This is a genomic window from Aeromonas sp. BIGb0405 (assembly GCF_024807335.1).
GTDB classification, from domain to species: domain Bacteria; phylum Pseudomonadota; class Gammaproteobacteria; order Enterobacterales; family Aeromonadaceae; genus Aeromonas; species Aeromonas rivuli.
The window spans coordinates 478,004-492,719 of the sequence record NZ_JANUEP010000003.1 but is presented as its reverse complement, the minus strand read 5'-3'; the positions used below and the strand labels follow the sequence as shown (position 1 = coordinate 492,719).

16 protein-coding genes are annotated in these 14,716 nt (G+C 61.1%); 4 read left to right on the top strand and 12 right to left on the bottom strand.

What is annotated here, in order from left to right:
• Positions 1-124 precede the first annotated feature (124 nt).
• Together M2366_RS10545 and M2366_RS10540 are read left to right on the top strand one after the other, a co-directional pair.
• Positions 125-616: a molybdopterin-dependent oxidoreductase gene (locus M2366_RS10545; RefSeq protein WP_259269665.1), complete on the top strand. Its 492-nt coding sequence runs from the start codon at positions 125-127 to the stop codon at positions 614-616.
• A complete protein-coding gene (locus M2366_RS10540) occupies positions 613-2,259 on the top strand; it encodes a GGDEF domain-containing protein (RefSeq protein WP_259269664.1) in 1,647 nt (548 codons plus the stop codon). Before M2366_RS10545 ends, M2366_RS10540 begins: the two co-directional genes overlap by 4 nt.
• Before the next feature lie 115 nt (positions 2,260-2,374).
• On the opposite strand, the gene M2366_RS10535 is transcribed toward M2366_RS10540, so the two are convergent.
• The 7 genes from M2366_RS10535 to M2366_RS10505 form a co-directional block, all read right to left on the bottom strand.
• Positions 2,375-3,376, bottom strand: a complete 1,002-nt coding sequence (locus M2366_RS10535; protein WP_042042424.1) for a substrate-binding domain-containing protein — start codon at positions 3,374-3,376, stop codon at positions 2,375-2,377.
• Positions 3,376-4,299 (bottom strand): ribokinase, encoded by a 924-nt coding sequence (gene rbsK / locus M2366_RS10530; protein WP_259269663.1) that lies wholly within the window; start codon positions 4,297-4,299, stop codon positions 3,376-3,378. The genes M2366_RS10535 and rbsK overlap by 1 nt, the downstream gene beginning before the upstream one ends.
• A 104-nt stretch (positions 4,300-4,403) precedes the next feature.
• On the bottom strand, positions 4,404-5,279 hold the full coding sequence (rbsB, locus tag M2366_RS10525; protein ID WP_259269662.1) for a ribose ABC transporter substrate-binding protein RbsB: 876 nt from the start codon (positions 5,277-5,279) through the stop codon (positions 4,404-4,406).
• 45 nt (positions 5,280-5,324) lie between these two features.
• Entirely contained in the window at positions 5,325-6,290 is a 966-nt protein-coding gene (gene rbsC / locus M2366_RS10520; protein WP_259269661.1) for a ribose ABC transporter permease, read from the bottom strand.
• Positions 6,287-7,810, bottom strand: a complete 1,524-nt coding sequence (gene rbsA / locus M2366_RS10515) for a ribose ABC transporter ATP-binding protein RbsA (RefSeq protein WP_259269660.1) — start codon at positions 7,808-7,810, stop codon at positions 6,287-6,289. Before rbsA ends, rbsC begins: the two co-directional genes overlap by 4 nt.
• Before the next feature lie 17 nt (positions 7,811-7,827).
• Positions 7,828-8,247, bottom strand: coding sequence for a D-ribose pyranase (rbsD, locus tag M2366_RS10510; protein WP_259269659.1), 420 nt, complete (start codon positions 8,245-8,247; stop codon positions 7,828-7,830).
• 201 nt (positions 8,248-8,448) lie between these two features.
• Complete coding sequence (locus M2366_RS10505; protein ID WP_259269658.1) at positions 8,449-9,066, bottom strand: glutathione S-transferase family protein; 618 nt, start codon at positions 9,064-9,066, stop codon at positions 8,449-8,451.
• Positions 9,067-9,368: 302 nt separating this feature from the next.
• Here M2366_RS10505 and M2366_RS10500 point away from each other — a divergent pair, with 302 nt between their 5' ends.
• Positions 9,369-10,109, top strand: a complete 741-nt coding sequence (locus tag M2366_RS10500) for a hypothetical protein (RefSeq protein WP_259269743.1) — start codon at positions 9,369-9,371, stop codon at positions 10,107-10,109.
• Positions 10,110-10,118: 9 nt separating this feature from the next.
• Positions 10,119-10,790, top strand: a complete 672-nt coding sequence (locus tag M2366_RS10495; RefSeq protein WP_259269657.1) for a DUF2987 domain-containing protein — start codon at positions 10,119-10,121, stop codon at positions 10,788-10,790.
• Positions 10,791-10,892: 102 nt separating this feature from the next.
• On the opposite strand, the gene ttcA is transcribed toward M2366_RS10495, so the two are convergent.
• From ttcA to ccoS, 5 genes are all read right to left on the bottom strand, one after another.
• The gene (gene ttcA / locus M2366_RS10490) at positions 10,893-11,801 is read right to left on the bottom strand and encodes a tRNA 2-thiocytidine(32) synthetase TtcA (protein ID WP_042042435.1); all 909 of its coding nucleotides are present in this window, start codon (positions 11,799-11,801) and stop codon (positions 10,893-10,895) included.
• A gap of 67 nt (positions 11,802-11,868) precedes the next feature.
• Complete coding sequence (gene uspE / locus M2366_RS10485; RefSeq protein ID WP_042042436.1) at positions 11,869-12,816, bottom strand: universal stress protein UspE; 948 nt, start codon at positions 12,814-12,816, stop codon at positions 11,869-11,871.
• A gap of 136 nt (positions 12,817-12,952) precedes the next feature.
• A complete protein-coding gene (locus M2366_RS10480; RefSeq protein WP_042042437.1) occupies positions 12,953-13,708 on the bottom strand; it encodes an FNR family transcription factor in 756 nt (251 codons plus the stop codon).
• 68 nt (positions 13,709-13,776) lie between these two features.
• Positions 13,777-14,463: a sulfite exporter TauE/SafE family protein gene (locus M2366_RS10475; protein WP_259269656.1), complete on the bottom strand. Its 687-nt coding sequence runs from the start codon at positions 14,461-14,463 to the stop codon at positions 13,777-13,779.
• Positions 14,447-14,638 (bottom strand): cbb3-type cytochrome oxidase assembly protein CcoS, encoded by a 192-nt coding sequence (gene ccoS, locus M2366_RS10470; RefSeq protein WP_224432869.1) that lies wholly within the window; start codon positions 14,636-14,638, stop codon positions 14,447-14,449. The genes M2366_RS10475 and ccoS overlap by 17 nt, the downstream gene beginning before the upstream one ends.
• Between the last annotated feature and the right edge of the window lie 78 nt (positions 14,639-14,716).

Below are 14,716 nucleotides of genomic sequence, written 5' to 3'. Positions count from 1 at the left end.
TCGTCTGCCACTGATTTATCTCACTATTTTCATTCAGCAAAGCCAATAAAGTTGCACTCCCGATGATATGTCAGCACACTCGAATGAGACAGTCTTGATGGATGTCACAATAGAGGGATGCTGGATGCAAAGACACATATTCACCAGGTGGCTGGTCGCCGCCTTACTGTTGAGCGGTGTGATGACGCCATGGGCGCAGGCCGCGGAGAGCCCCATTCTGACGTTGACCGCCCCTGGTGGTGTCAGCAAAGAGTATGGGCTCCACGAACTGGGATCCCTGCCTCAGGTTGCCTTCGAAACGGAAACCCCCTGGACCAAGGGCAAGCATAGTTATCGCGGCCCCTTGCTGCGCGACCTGATCAGGCAGATCAGCCCCAATGCCGACCGGATCAATGTGGTGGCCCTGAACAATTACAGCCATGAGGTCAGGCTCTCGGACTATGCCGACTACCCGCTGATCCTGGCCATGAGCGAGAATGGCAAGATGTTGACCCGCCGCAACAAAGGGCCGCTCTGGCTGCTGGTACCCTTCTCCGATCACCCCAAATTGAGTGAAGATCCCAATGTGCAGGCCTCGATGGTGTGGCAGATTGTCCGGTTAGAGATATTGGATTGACACGGCGCTCGCTGCAAAACCCGCTGTTGATAGGGGTCTGTCTGCTGTTTATCGGCTCCTCCATCTGGGGGCTGATGCTGCAGAAAAAGCATGAACGGCTGGTCGACTACTTCTATCGCGGCTCCCACTGGAACATTCATCAGCTGCTGCTCGATTCACAGCGCTTCCTCTATGAGTTGAAGCTCTACCGCGCCGGGGTGGGGGACATGGCGACCCTCTCCCTCGAGTACGATCTGTTCTGGAACCGGATCGATGTCTTCCTGGTGAGCGATGAGACCCGGGTCGTGCGTAGCCAGCTTGGTCTGGCTGGTATCGCCAATGACCTGCTGGCTGATCTCAAGCTGATCGAGTCACAAATGGATGCAGGCAAGCTGGTGGAGGGGCCCGAGCTCGATCACATGCAAAAGCATCTGATCGCTTGCACCAAACGGCTCGAGCAGATCAGCCGGGTGGTGCTGACCGGGGAGGCGAGGGAGGCCTCCATCACCCAGATCCGTCGCAATATGCTGTTGCTGCAGGTCTGGCAACTCACCTTGCTGGTCGCCGGTGTGCTGCTGGTGGCTGCGCTGGTGCGGGCCAATGTGCTCAATCGTCGTCAGGCTCGCACCGATCCCCTCACTCAGCTTGGCAATCGGCTTGCCATGCACGAGCGGCTCGATGTCAGCCTGAGCCGTGCCCCGTTGGTGGCACTGGTCATTCTGGATCTCAAACGCTTCAAACTCGTCAATGATCAGCTGGGTTATCAGGTCGGTGATCGCCTGTTGCAGGTCGTTGCCGACAAGCTGGATGCCTGGCCCCATGGTGATGCCTTTCGCCTCGGCGGTGACGAATTTGCCTGTGTGCTCGACCAGTGTCCCGATGATGGGAGTTGCCTCGCCCGGGCAGAGGAGCTGATCGCCTTGCTTGCGTTCGAGTTTCGCACCAGGGAGAGCAGCTTCCAGCTCGCCTGTCGCCTCGGCCTGGCGCTGGCACAGCGGGGGGAAGACAGAGACAGGCTGATCGATCACTGCATCCTGGCCCTCAATCAGGCCAAGGGGGGCCAGCAGGGGGATCTGGTGCAATTCAGCCATGCCATGCTCGGCCAGTTGCAACTGCGCCACAACCGGGTGAGAGGTTTGCAGATCTGGCTGGAGCGGGGGCTGGGCATGCCGTTGACCCTGGTGTTGGAACCCATGATGGAGGCCCATCATCCTCAACCGGTAGCGATGCGGCTCAGCCTCAACTGGGGTCAGGGAGAGGCATGCAGCCTCAACTGGCTGGAGGAGTCCGGCCTGCTCGAGGAGGTGCTCTCCCGGGTACTGGTCCAGGCGCATACCATGACGTCGCAGCCCTTGCTGCTGGGGCTGAGCAAGACGCAGCTCCTTCGACTGCTGCGCAGCCCTCTGGTGACCTTGACGCCGGCTTGCTTCATCGCAGGCTTGCCTTATCTGGCCAGAGACGATGCCGAGCTCAAGCAGCAGGTGCTCAAGGCAGGCCTGGTGCTGGCTTTGGAGGAGATTGGCAGCGCCACCCTGGCCCTGGCAAGAGGGGGCTGGCCGCTGGCCTACTGGACTCCGTGCCGTGAGGGCGAAGAGGAGGCTGCGGCCTTTCAGCCCTTGGTGCAAGCCATTGGCCTCAAGACCCTCAGGTCTGCCCGGCGGTGAGAGCTGTCCCGCCCAGCCGGGGCAGCAAGCGGCTTGCTATGTCGGGAATACAGATATGACGGAGCAACAGAAAGGGAGCCCTGGGCTCCCTTTCTGTTGTTTGGCTGCATGGGCCTTAGAGGCGGCGGCAGGATTGACGGATCACCAGATTTGGCTCCAGGGTGATCAAGCGATTCTCTATCTGCTGACCATTGATGCGAGCCAACAGCCGGGTCACGGCAAGACGGCCCAGCGCCTCCTTGGGCTGATTGATGGTGGTGAGCGGCGGTGACAGGTATTGGGCCAGCTCGACATTGTCATAGCCGATGAGGGAGATATCTTCCGGCACCCTGAGCCCGGCCTGATGGATGGCGCTGATGGCCCCCATGGCCATCATGTCGTTGAACACAAACAGAGCGCTCGGCCGTTCAGGTTGAGCCAGCAGGGTCTGCATGGCATTGAAACCGCTGGCACAATCGAACTCACCGGCTTGCAGCCACGCCGGGCGCACGGCCAGCTGGGCCTCTTCCATCGCCTGCTCGAAACCGGCCAGGCGCTGGGTCGCAGGGGCGCGTCCGGCCGGGCCCATGATGCAGCCAATGTCCCTGTGACCCAGCCCTATCAAGTGGCGGGTTGCCAGGTAGCCGCCCAGATGAGAGTTGTCGGCGATGAGATCGACCCTGTCGCTGTCCAGCCCCCAGTCCATGACCACCACCGGCAGGTTATCCAGCCAGTCGAGCTGGTTGAACACCTCCTGCTGCCCCTCGCTGCACATGATCAGCAGCCCATCCACCCGTTTGCGCAGCATCATCTTGAGGTAGGAGAGCGCGGTCTCGGTCTGGCCCTCGGTGTTGCCCAGCATCAGGTTGTAACCCTGCTCGAAGCAGTAGCGCTCCACCCCGCGCACCACTTCCGCGAAGAAGGGGTTGCTGGAGGTAGTGACCAGCATGCCGATGCTGTTGGTCTCTTTCACCTTGAGGCTGCGGGCCACCAGGCTGGGGGCATAGTTGAGGCTCTCCATGGCGGCGAAGACCCGCTCGCGGGTCGCATCGGCGACGACGCGAGTCTCATTGATGACGTGGGACACCGTGGTGGTGGAGACCCCGGCCTGGGCCGCGACTTGCTTGATGTTGGCCATCAGCCTTGCTGCCCGTCGAGGAAGGCGGTCACCTCCTCCTTGTGGGGAATGGCGCTCTGGGCGCCGAGCCGGGTCACCGACAGCGCCGCGGCGCCATGGGCGAAACGAACCGCCGCTGGAAAGTCCAACCCCGCCAGTTCGGCGGCCAACAGGGCGCCATTGAAGGTATCCCCGGCCGCCGTGGTGTCGACGGCGTCGACCCGAAAGCCCGAGATCAAGCCGCTGAAAACCGGATCGCTGCAATAGACGCCCTGGGCCCCCAGGGTGATCATCACCCGGCTGATGCCCATGGCGTGAAAGCGCCCGGCGGCCCTGGCGGCGCTCCCTTCATCGGTAACGGCCACCCCGGTCAGCAGCTCGGCCTCGGTTTGGTTGGGGGTGATGAGATCCACCAGCGCCAGCAGCTCGGCAGGCAAGGGCTGGGCAGGCGCCGGATTGAGCACCACCCGGGTGCCACCGGCGCGGGCCAGACGGGCGGCCTCGAAGACGCTCTCCAGCGGCACCTCCAGCTGCAACAGCAGGGTGTGCGCCTCGGCGATGAGGCGACCATGGCGCTGTACCATGGCCGGGCAGAGGGCGCCATTGGCCTCGGCGGAGAGGCCTATGCTGTTCTCCCCCTCATCACTCACATAGATGATGGCGATGCCGGTGGGCAGGGTGGCATCTTCTTCCACCGCACCGACGTCGATACCATCCTCGGCAAAGCCTGCGCGCATCTCGCGGCCTATGGCGTCTGCCCCTATGCGGGCGATGAAGGAGACCTCGGCGCCGAGGCGGGCGGCGGCGACCGCCTGGTTGGCGCCCTTGCCGCCGGGTACCACTCGGTAACTGTGACCGGCCAGGGTCTCACCCGGGCGGGGAAAGTGCGGCACCCGCAGCACGTGATCGGCATTGACACTGCCCAGAACAACGAGACGATTCATAATGTTGCTTCCCTTGATGCATCTTGACTTGGGACTGCCCAAGGCGAGAGACACCGCTGATTGTGTTCGACTGAGAGGGGGAGGCTAGCCTCCCCCAGCCACTGTTACTTGCTGACCACTTGCAGGGGAACGGGTATGGATTTTTCTACCGGTTGGCCCTTGAGTACCTTGTCGGCGGTCTCGACGCCAATGGCACCGATCAGCGCCGGCTGCTGGGCGATGGTGGCGGCCAGTTTGCCACGGGCGACCGCGGCCTTGCCATCATCGGTGCCATCAAAACCGACGATCATCACCTGCTTGCCGGCGGCCTGTACGGCGCGAATGGCACCCAGCGCCATCTCGTCGTTCTGGGCGAACACGGCCTGGACGGTCGGGTGAGCCGCCAGAAGGTTCTCCATCACGTTCAGACCCTTGGTACGGTCAAAGTCGGCAGGCTGGGAGGCCAGCACATCCAGCTGATGACCCTTCACCGCCAGGGCGAAGCCCTCGCCGCGATCCCGGGCCGCCGAGGTACCGGCGATCCCTTCGAGCTGGATCACCTTGGCACCCTTGCCCAGCTGCTCGGCGATGAAGTCGCCCGCCAGCTTGCCACCGGCCACGTTGTCGGAGGCGATGTGGGCCTTGACCTCACCCTGGGCCGCGCCGCGGTCCAGGGTCAGCACCGGGATATTGGCCTTGTTGGCCAGGCGGATGGCGTTGCCGACCGCGTCCGAATCTGTGGGGTTGATCAGAATGGCGCTCACCTTGCGCACCGTCAGATCTTCCACGTTGGCGAGCTCCTTGGCCGGATCGTTCTGGGAGTCGAGCACCACCAGCTCATAACCGAGCTCCTTGGCCTTGGCCTCGGCGCCTTCCTTCATGGTGACGAAGAAGGGGTTGTTGAGGGTGGAGACCACCATGGCCAACGAGTGATCGGCTGCCTGGGCGGTGCCCAGCACGGACATGATGGCGGCGGCGAGCAGGGTATTGAGCTTTTTCATCGTTTCATTCCTTGTGCTTTTTGTTATGGGTGCGTGTGGTTGTCGTTATTTGCTTTTGTTGTCGATCATCACGGCGAGCAGTATCACGCTGGCCTTGGCGATCATCTGGTAATAGGAGGAGACGTCGAGCAAGTTGAGGGCGTTGTTGAGGAAACCGATGATGAGCGCGCCTATCAGGGTGCCCATGATGCGCCCCTTGCCCCCCATCAGGCTGGTGCCCCCCAGTACCACGGCGGCGATGGCGTCGAGTTCATACCCCATGCCCGCGGTGGGTTGTGCCGACGACAGGCGGGAGGTGACGATGAGGCCTGCCAGGGCGGAGAGGGCGCCGCAGATGGCATAGACCGCCAGCTTGACTCTGTCCACATTGATGCCGGAGAGGCGAGTGGCCGACTCGTTGCCGCCCAGGGCATAGATGTAGCGCCCCAGGCGGGTGTGGTTGAGCAGGTACCAGGCGAGCAGGAAGACGATGGCCATCAGCCAGATCGGCACCGGCAGACCGAGCAGATAGCCGGTGCCGAGCCAGGCGAAGTGATCGGACCCTTCGCTAAAACCGGTGGAGATGGGCCGCCCCTCGGTATAGACCATGGTCACGCCACGCAGGGCGGTCATGGTGACCAGGGTGGCGATGAAGGCTTGCACCTTGCCCTTGGCGATGATGAGACCGCTGACGCCGCCGAGCAGGGCACCGGCCCCCAGGGTGAGGGGGATGACCAGGGCGATGGGCAGCTCCATGGCGACCATGGTCGCGGCCAGGGCGCCGCACAGAGCCAGGACTGAGCCGACCGACAGATCGATGCCGGCAGTCAATATAACGAGCGTCATGCCGACCGCCATGATGGCGTTGACCGAGGTCTGGCGCAGTATGTTGAGCAAGTTGTCGGCGGTGAAGAAGTTGGGGCTCAAGAAGGAGACCACGCCGATGAGCACCAGCAGTGCCAGCAGGGATTTGTTCTCTATCCACCACTGCTTGCTCAGGAAGCCGGTGCGGGTCAGGGTCTGGGTTGTCATGAAATCGCCTCTTGTGCTACTTGCCACTGTTTTCCGACCGCCGCCGCCATCAGCTTCTCCTGATTGGCGTCTTTGGTATCAAATTCGGCGCTGATGCGCCCCTCGTGCATCACCAGGATGCGATCGCTCATGCCGAGCACTTCCGGCATCTCGGAGGAGACCAGGATGATGCTCATCCCCTCCTGTTTGAAGCGGTTGATGAGCTGGTAGATCTCTTTCTTGGCACCGACGTCGACGCCGCGGGTCGGCTCATCGAGGATCAGCACCTTGGGACGGGTGAGCAGCCCCTTGGCGATGGCCACCTTCTGCTGGTTGCCACCGGAGAGCAGCTTGATGAGCTGTTCGGTGCTCGGGGTCTTGATGTTGAACAGACGCACATAGTCCTCTACCGCCTGACGCTCGGCCTTGCCGTCGATGCGGCCGCCCTTGTTGAATTCCCCAAGGGCGCACAGGCTCATGTTCTCCCGTACCGACAACTCCAGCACCAGGCCATCACCCTTGCGATCCTCCGAGATATAGGCAATGCCAGCGGCCAGACCATCGGCCGGGCTGCGGGGCCTGAGGGGCTGGCCGTCGACCTCGACCTGGCCGGCGCTCAGAGGGTTGGCGCCATAGATGAGCTTCATCAGCTCGGTGCGCCCCGATCCCATGAGGCCGCTGAAGCCGAGGATCTCACCCTGATGCAGGGTAAAGCTCACCTCGCGCACCCCGGGGCCCGCCACGCCCTCGACCATCAGGCTGACGGGGCCAAGATCGCGGCTAAGACGCGGGTACTGCTCTTCCAGGCGACGGCCGACCATCATCTCGATGATCCTGTCTTCGTCGAGTTCGCTCACCGGCTGCTCGCCAATCCACTTGCCATCGCGCAGTACCGTGACCCTGTCACAGATTTCGAAGACTTCTTTGAGACGATGGGAGATGTAGACGATGCCGCAGCCCTGGGCGCGCAGCTCGCGGATCACGGTGAACAGCTGCGCCGTCTCTGTGTCGGTCAGGGCATCGGTGGGCTCGTCCATGATGATGACGCTGGCATCGAACGACAGGGCCTTGGCTATCTCCACCATCTGCTGCTCGCCGATGGAGAGGTTGCCGAGCCGGGTGTCCGGCCTGTGCTTGACCCCGAGCCGCTGCAGCAGGGCGCCGGCGCGAGCACGCAACTGGCCATGGTCGATATTGCCAAAGCGGGTGCGGGGCTCGCGGCCGAGGAAGATGTTGGCGGCGATGGAGAGTTCCGGCAGCAGGTTCAGCTCCTGATGGATGATGCTGATCCCCTGATCCTGGGAGTCGCGGGGCCCCTTGAAACGTACCGGCTGACCGCGATAACTGAGGGTGCCGCTGTCGGCCTGATAGATGCCGGTCAGCACCTTCATCAGGGTGGATTTACCCGCCCCATTCTCGCCGAGCAGGGCCATCACCTCACCGGGATAGACCTTGAGCCCCGCCTCATCGAGGGCCCGTACTCCGGGGAAGGTCTTGACGATGCCGCCAAGCTCGAGGATGGGGATAGGGGTTGTGCTCATCTTGGCTCCTTGGGCAGTCAAAAGGCGACGCCGGCGCAGAGGATCAGGTTGGCGTAGGGAGTGACCTCGCCGGTGCGCACTATCGCCTTGCTGGCCTGGCTACGGATTTTGAACGCCTCGTGAGAGAGGTAGTCGATGGTGATGGGCTTGCCCTGATCCCGCGCATGGGCCTCCAGCTGATCGAGCAGCGCCTGATGGGCGAGGGGGCTGACCAATTTGAGTTCGCTGGCGAGCAGGACTCGCTCCACCACCAGATCGGTGAGCAGGGCGCCGAGCACGGTTTCCAGACTCGGGGTGCCGGGGATCAGCGCCAGGTCGATACGTTCCGGGCCCGGGGGAATGGGGAGTCCGGCGTCGCACACCACTATCTCGTCGGTATGCCCCATCCGGGCCACCAGGGCGCTCAGGGGGGCATTGAGCAGCTTGCCTCGTTTCATACAGCACCTCATCAGGCGAGAGCCTGCGTCTCTGTGTTGAAGTAGGCAACCGGTTACGCAACCGGTTGCGTGGTGGGTGGAAGGTAGGCGTTAATCGTTGCTGGATCCAGTGATCAGTAACGAAAGTGTGAAAACGATCTCAATGGTGGGGGATTAGAGGTGAAAAAGCGGGTGCCCGCACGCAGGCTCCCGCGCTGGGGATCAGATGGCAAGTGCCTGCTGCACGGCAGAGCGGGCCAGCATCCGGCGACTGTGCGCCGCCACCTTGGGATATTCATCGATGGCCACGCCATCGCTCTTGAGCCAGCTGGCCACCACGAACAGATAGATATCGGCCAGGCTGAATTGCTCCCCCAGCACCCAGGGACCGACCAGATAGTGGTTTTCTATCTCGGCGAAACCATCGCGCATGTTTTGCGGCATCTTGGCCTTCATGGCGGCGATGGCATGCTCGTCATCGGCCCAGCGGCTGCCACGGCGCCCGTGGGCATGGGAGATGTGCAGGGTGGCGGCGAGGAAGAGGTTGACCTCCTGCATCCTGGCCAGCAGGAAAAAGTCCTCCAGTGGTGCCAGCTTCGCGGTTGGGAAGCGCTGCGCCACATAGAGCAGCAGGGCCGGGGTTTCGGTCAAGACGCCATGCTCGGTGACCAGAGCCGGCACCCGCCCCTTGGGGTTGATGGCCAGATACTCTGGGCTGCGCTGCTCACCGGCAGCGAGATCAAGCAGCTTGATCTGGTGTGGGGCACCGGCTTCCACCAGGGCGATACGTACCGCCATGGCACAGGTGCCGGGGGCGAGATAGAGAGTCAGTTCAGACATTGCTGTTCTCCTTGGGTTAGGGGGCTGGGCGCACAAGGCTGGGGGGCGCCGACCATCAAATGGGTCTTGGGCATGCTACCCCCATGCCGGGCAGGGACCAAGTCGGCGCTGACGAACACCATTGATCTGGCTGATCATCGAACGGTCAAAATGGTGATCCGCTCGGCCGTTGGCCTGTGAAATCAATGGCTTTATGAACGGCAGATAACAGGAAAAACGGCTACGCATGCCCGGTCAAATCGCTATAATGTGCCACCTTGGATCAGTGGTTTTCTATGTTGGATAGTCAATTGAGTAATAGAATGCGGATCGGCGGCTCTCTCGAGGAGTCCATGAGCAAAGGGTATCGGCTCGATGTAAGGGCAATACTGCAAGAGAGTTGGCAACAGACCCGCAGCAATGGATTGGGGATGTTGCTGGCCATCATGGGCGTCATGGCAATCTGGATCCTGCTCAGCAATGTGCTGCTCGCCCCCTTGCTCGAGAGTGAGAAGGAGGGCCTCGATAGCGCCATGTTTATCAGCTTGCTGATCACAGTGGTGATGGCACCCATGAGCTCAGCCCTCGATATGCTGGGGCTGCAGCAGGCGATCGGGGTGCGGGCCCGCGCCAGCCAGGTGTTCGATTTCTTCCGTCATTTTCTGCGTCTAGCCTTGCTCAGCCTGCTCGGCAGCCTGTTGACCAGTCTGTTTGGCCCCCTGTTCGATCTGTTGGGACTGCCCATGATGCTGGCCCTTATCCCCTCCGCATTGGTTGGCATGGGATTGCTGTTTACCGTGCCGCTGGTGCTGGAGCGGGGTCTGAGTCCGGCTCAGGCGATCCTGGTGTCGCTCAAGGTGTTTGCGCGCGGTTGGCCCTCGCTGTTATTGCTCCACGGCATCATGCTGGGACTCTGCCTGCTGGCCATGATCCCCATGGGATTGGGGCTTATCTGGGTAGCCCCCCTCTATTTCAACTGCAAAGGCATCCTCTACCGGGAGCTGTGCGGCGTCGCGGTGGAAGTGAGCGAGACGCCCACGGCGGCGGATCATTTCAATGCATAAGGATTTGACATGAAACGGCTTTTAACGTGCCTGATGATGGGGGGAGCCTTGCTGCCAGCGCCGCTGTTGGCGCAATCCCTGGTGCTCGATTACGGCACCTTCTATGGCCATATGAAGACGGAGCGCAAGGCTGACTTCGGCCTGGCCAGACTCGGTTTCTATTTGCGGGACTCGGAGACGGGGCAACCCTGTCTGGCGCAGTCGGTACGCATCCACAGCGACAACAGGGACAGGCCCGCGGAGGTCGCAGCCGACGGTGGCCTGACCCTGCCGTTTGATGAGCAGGTCTATCTCGACAAGGGCAAGGTGCTGCTCGAGATGGACGCACCCCATGAGCGCTGCGATCTGTCGGTACAGGTGATGGCCAGTCTCAAGCCTGACAGTGAAGGGCGGGTTGCCCTGAGCGAGATCGCGGCCGCCCAGCGGGATATGCAGGCCCTGCTCGACAAGATGGCGGGCATGGTCGGCAAACACTTTCTGCCCGAGGTGGTCGGCGTGCGGGTATCCCTTGCACCTGTGAGCGGCACCGCCTATCTGGACAAGGGGAGTGAGCAGCTGGCTCTGCCCTGGAAAGAGGGCTCTCTGTTGCTGGGCAATGCCCAGCTGTCTGCGTTCGAAGGGGGCACCTTGCAACCCAATGGTGAACTGATCCGGCTCACCCCCTGGTTGCACAAGGGCTGACCATGGCCCGGTGAGTTGTGAGAGTAAAAAAAGGAGCGCCTCGGCGCTCCTTTTTCACAGGCTGATGCTGCTCTGAAACAGCGTCAGTGCCAAGGGCCGCGCTTAGCGCACTTCAATCACATCCAGCCTGTCCATCTCGTCGATGTTGAGCAGGGGAGCCGTCGGCAGCTCGGGGGGATCGAATGCCTTGTCGCCGCCATCTATGATGCCGGAGTCGCGGTTGATGCTCTTGAAATCGAACAGCTTGTGATCGAGCAGGTGACTCGGCACCACATCCTGAATGGCGGTGAACATGGTTTCGATACGGCCCGGGAAGCGGCGATCCCAATCCTGCATCATCTGCTTGATCGCCTTGCGCTGCAGGTTCTCCTGGGAGCCACAGAGGTTGCAAGGAATGATGGGGAACTCCTTGATCTCGGCGTAGCGCGCCAGATCCTTCTCTTTGCAGTAGGCGAGGGGGCGGATGACCACGTTCTTGCCATCGTCACTCACCAGCTTGGGCGGCATGGACTTGAGCTTGCCACCGTAGAACATGTTGAGGAACAGCGTCTCGAGAATGTCGTCTCTGTGATGGCCGAGGGCTATCTTGGTGCAACCCAGCTCCAGGGCGCGGCGATAGAGGATGCCGCGACGCAGTCGTGAGCAGAGGGCGCAGGTGGTCTTGCCTTCGGGCACCTTCTCTTTGACGATGGCGTAGGTATCTTCCTCGACCACTTCGAAGGGAACACCCAGCTCAGCCAGATAGGCGGGCAGTATGTGCTCGGGGAAGCCTGGCTGCTTCTGATCCAGGTTGACGGCGATGAGGTCGAAATGGATGGGGGCACTGGCTTGCAGGCTCAGCAGTATGTCGAGCATACCGTAGCTGTCCTTGCCGCCAGAGAGGCAGACCATCACCTTGTCACCCTCTTCAATCATGTTGAAGTCGGCGATGGCCTGACCTACGTTGCGCCTGAGGCGCTTCTGCAGCTTGTTGAAACTGTATTTATCTTTGGTGTTCAGCTCTTGCACCATGACCTCAAACCCGGGACAAAAATAAGCGGCTTATTATAGCCATGTCCCGGGGGAGGGCAAGGATGCGTTACGGTTGGCTCGACTTCGTCTCGACCGGGCATTGGTAGTCGGTCGGCTTGAGGATCAGGATGTCGCAGGGCAAGCGATCTATCACCTGCTCGGCCGTGTTGCCGAGCAAGGCGGCCGAGAGGCCGGTACGGCCAACGCTGCCCATGATCATCAGACTCGCTTTGAGCTCCTCGGCCAGATCCGGCAGCACCTCTTCGGGCAAGCCTTCGGCGACCTTGGTCCAGAGGTGGTTTATCTGATATTTGTCGGCATGGGCGAGCAGCAGGGACTCATGATGCCGGCGGATCGCCTCGTTGTAGGCGTGGGGATCGAACTCGGGCAGCTCGATGGCGACATTGACAGGGGTGCCAGGGAAGGTATTGACCAGATAGAGGCTGGCGCCGAGCAGGTCGGCGACCCCCATCCCCTCCTCCGTGATGCGATCATTGAGATCCTGCTGCTCCTTGTCATCACTCGAACAGTTGATGGCGGCGATGATATTGCCGCCCCGCTGCCAATGACCCTCTTTTACCAACAATACCGGGCAGGGACACTTGCGCAGCAGATGCCAGTCGGTGGGGGTGAAGATGAAGGTCTGCAGGAAGTTGTGGTGATGGGTCGCCTTGACCACCAGATCATGTTTGCCGTTGAGCACTTCCTGAATGACGGACTCGAAGGGACGGCTGTGCCAGATGACCTTGACCTCACACTGCATGCCCCTGGCACGATAGGGGGTGAGGATCTCGTCCAGCCACTCCTGACGTTGACTGATGACGCCGGCGCGCATCTCGTCACGCTCCTCGCTCGAGAGCATGGCGGTCATCTCATACGAGAAGTCGTAGATGGTCAATAACAGGGTCAGCTGTGCGTCTGTTTCCAGCTCGGCTACTTTGACTGCGCGCTCGAGTGCAATTTGGCGCTCTTGTTCCGGGTTGATAACTACCAGGATTTTTCGGTACTTGACCATGGGCTCCTCCTTGGACAAAAGACCAATGATGACAGGCCTTTAGCTTTTATAGCTTAGCGTAGGAGAAGCAGTAATGACGTGGGCCGGATCAAATTATTGGGGTCAACTTGATCCGGCGCAAGAGAAGAGTCTGTGATCAGGCGCAGGGCTGGCGAGGGGTGCCGGCCATGGTGGCGAGGGCATTGTGATTGAGCACGGTAATGTATTTGCCTTTGACCGCAATGAGCTCTGACTTCTGGAAGCGACCCAGCAGCCGGCTGATGGTCTCGACGGTCAACCCCAGATAATTGCCGATGTCGCCCCGGGTCATGGAGAGACGAAACTCCTTGGCGGAGAAACCACGCTCGGAGAAGCGCTGGGAGAGGTTGCTCAGGAAGGCCGCGAGGCGCTCCTCGGCATTCTTCTTGGAGAGCAGCAGTATCATCTCCTGATCCCCCATGATCTCGTTGCTCATCAACCGCATGATCTGCTGGCGCAGCTTGGGCATCTTGCCGGAAAGATCGTCGAGGACATCGAAGGGGATCTCGCACACCATGGCCGTTTCCAGCGCCTGGGCGAAGGAGGGATGGATGTGCTTGTTGATGGCATCAAACCCGACCAGATCACCCGCGAGGTGGAAGGCGGTGATCTGCTCGTCCCCTTGCTCTGTGATGGTGTAAGACTTGATGGTCCCGGAGCGGATGGCGTAGAGGGATTTCAGCTCGTCGCCAGCCTTGAACAGCTCTTCACCTTTCTGAATAGGCTTCTTGCGCTCAATGATGCTGTCGAGCTGATCCAGTTCGCTGTCATTGAGGCTGAAGGGAATGCAGAGCTGGCTGATGCTGCAATCCTGGCAATGAATTGCACAGCCACCGCTCTGAATACGTCTGCCAGGTTTCTTGTCCGGGATCATAGGCTCATTTGAATAATTGATTTATATCAATCAAGTCTACCACCAACCCATCCATTTTGGATAGGGTTTCAAAGGGATGCCAAGCCGACCCAGAGGGTGTGCAGACCATAGGCAATCAACAGCAAAGCGCCGGTGAGACGCAGACTGCGCAGGGTGAGCCAATATCGCAACCTGTCCGCCAGACCGCCCAGGGCAAACAGGGTGGGCAGTGTGCCTATGCCGAAACAGAGCATGATGAGGGCGCCCTTGGTGGCGGAGCCTGCCGCCGCACTCCAGGTCAGCATGGAATAGACCAGGCCGCAGGGCAGCCAACCCCACACCATGCCAAAAGGCAGCGCCTGGTGTGGATGGCGGAAGGGGAGGAACTTGCCTGCCAGTGGCCTGAGCCTGGGCCAGAGCCGGGCGCCGAGCCGCTCGAGCAGCAATATTCCCTGCCACCAGCCAGCCAAATAAAGCCCCAGGGCTATCATGAGCCCCCCGGCGAACAAGCGCAGATAGAGCAGAGCCTGTTTGCCCGCCCCCAACTCCCCCGTGGTGGCAAGCAGACCGCCCACCAGGGCGCCAGCCATCACATAGCTGAGGATGCGACCCAGATTGTAATAGAGCAGATAGCTGAGCCGGCCTGTGAAATGCTGCTGCGCTGGCGGAATGGCCATGGAGAGGGCAGCCGATACACCGCCGCACATGCCGATGCAGTGGCCTGCCCCCGCGAGCCCGACCAGCAGAGCCCCCAGCAGATCAAGGTTGGCTGTCATCGGATGGGCGCTTGTTGGTTGTGGTTGACGTGGCGTCATCTTCATCAAACAGGATGTTGGAGCCCTGGCGATCGAGATCCTCGAACTGCTCCGAGCGTATGGCCCAGAAGAAGACGAACACGGCGATGACCACGAACAGGATGGCGATGGGGATCAGAATGAAGATGATGTTCATGGGGCAAGCCTTGCGATGGGAGTGGCCGGGGTCATGGTAAACGAGTTGTCAGCCAAGATCCTGCCTGATCCGCGGCTT

Bases quoted from the DNA above. Each gene is read 5' to 3' on its own strand.
- ccoS (WP_224432869.1), bottom strand. From the start codon at position 14,638: ATGAACATCATCTTCATTCTGATCCCCATCGCCATCCTGTTCGTGGTC.
- rbsD (WP_259269659.1), bottom strand. From the start codon at position 8,247: ATGAAACGAGGCAAGCTGCTCAATGCCCCCCTGAGCGCCCTGGTGGCC.
- rbsB (WP_259269662.1), bottom strand. From the start codon at position 5,279: ATGAAAAAGCTCAATACCCTGCTCGCCGCCGCCATCATGTCCGTGCTG.
- M2366_RS10495 (WP_259269657.1), top strand. From the start codon at position 10,119: ATGAAACGGCTTTTAACGTGCCTGATGATGGGGGGAGCCTTGCTGCCA.
- uspE (WP_042042436.1), bottom strand. From the start codon at position 12,816: ATGGTCAAGTACCGAAAAATCCTGGTAGTTATCAACCCGGAACAAGAG.
- rbsC (WP_259269661.1), bottom strand. From the start codon at position 6,290: ATGACAACCCAGACCCTGACCCGCACCGGCTTCCTGAGCAAGCAGTGG.
- M2366_RS10535 (WP_042042424.1), bottom strand. From the start codon at position 3,376: ATGGCCAACATCAAGCAAGTCGCGGCCCAGGCCGGGGTCTCCACCACC.
- ttcA (WP_042042435.1), bottom strand. From the start codon at position 11,801: ATGGTGCAAGAGCTGAACACCAAAGATAAATACAGTTTCAACAAGCTG.
- M2366_RS10475 (WP_259269656.1), bottom strand. From the start codon at position 14,463: ATGACAGCCAACCTTGATCTGCTGGGGGCTCTGCTGGTCGGGCTCGCG.
- M2366_RS10500 (WP_259269743.1), top strand. From the start codon at position 9,369: ATGCGGATCGGCGGCTCTCTCGAGGAGTCCATGAGCAAAGGGTATCGG.
- M2366_RS10480 (WP_042042437.1), bottom strand. From the start codon at position 13,708: ATGATCCCGGACAAGAAACCTGGCAGACGTATTCAGAGCGGTGGCTGT.
- rbsK (WP_259269663.1), bottom strand. From the start codon at position 4,299: ATGAATCGTCTCGTTGTTCTGGGCAGTGTCAATGCCGATCACGTGCTG.
- rbsA (WP_259269660.1), bottom strand. From the start codon at position 7,810: ATGAGCACAACCCCTATCCCCATCCTCGAGCTTGGCGGCATCGTCAAG.
- M2366_RS10505 (WP_259269658.1), bottom strand. From the start codon at position 9,066: ATGTCTGAACTGACTCTCTATCTCGCCCCCGGCACCTGTGCCATGGCG.
- M2366_RS10545 (WP_259269665.1), top strand. From the start codon at position 125: ATGCAAAGACACATATTCACCAGGTGGCTGGTCGCCGCCTTACTGTTG.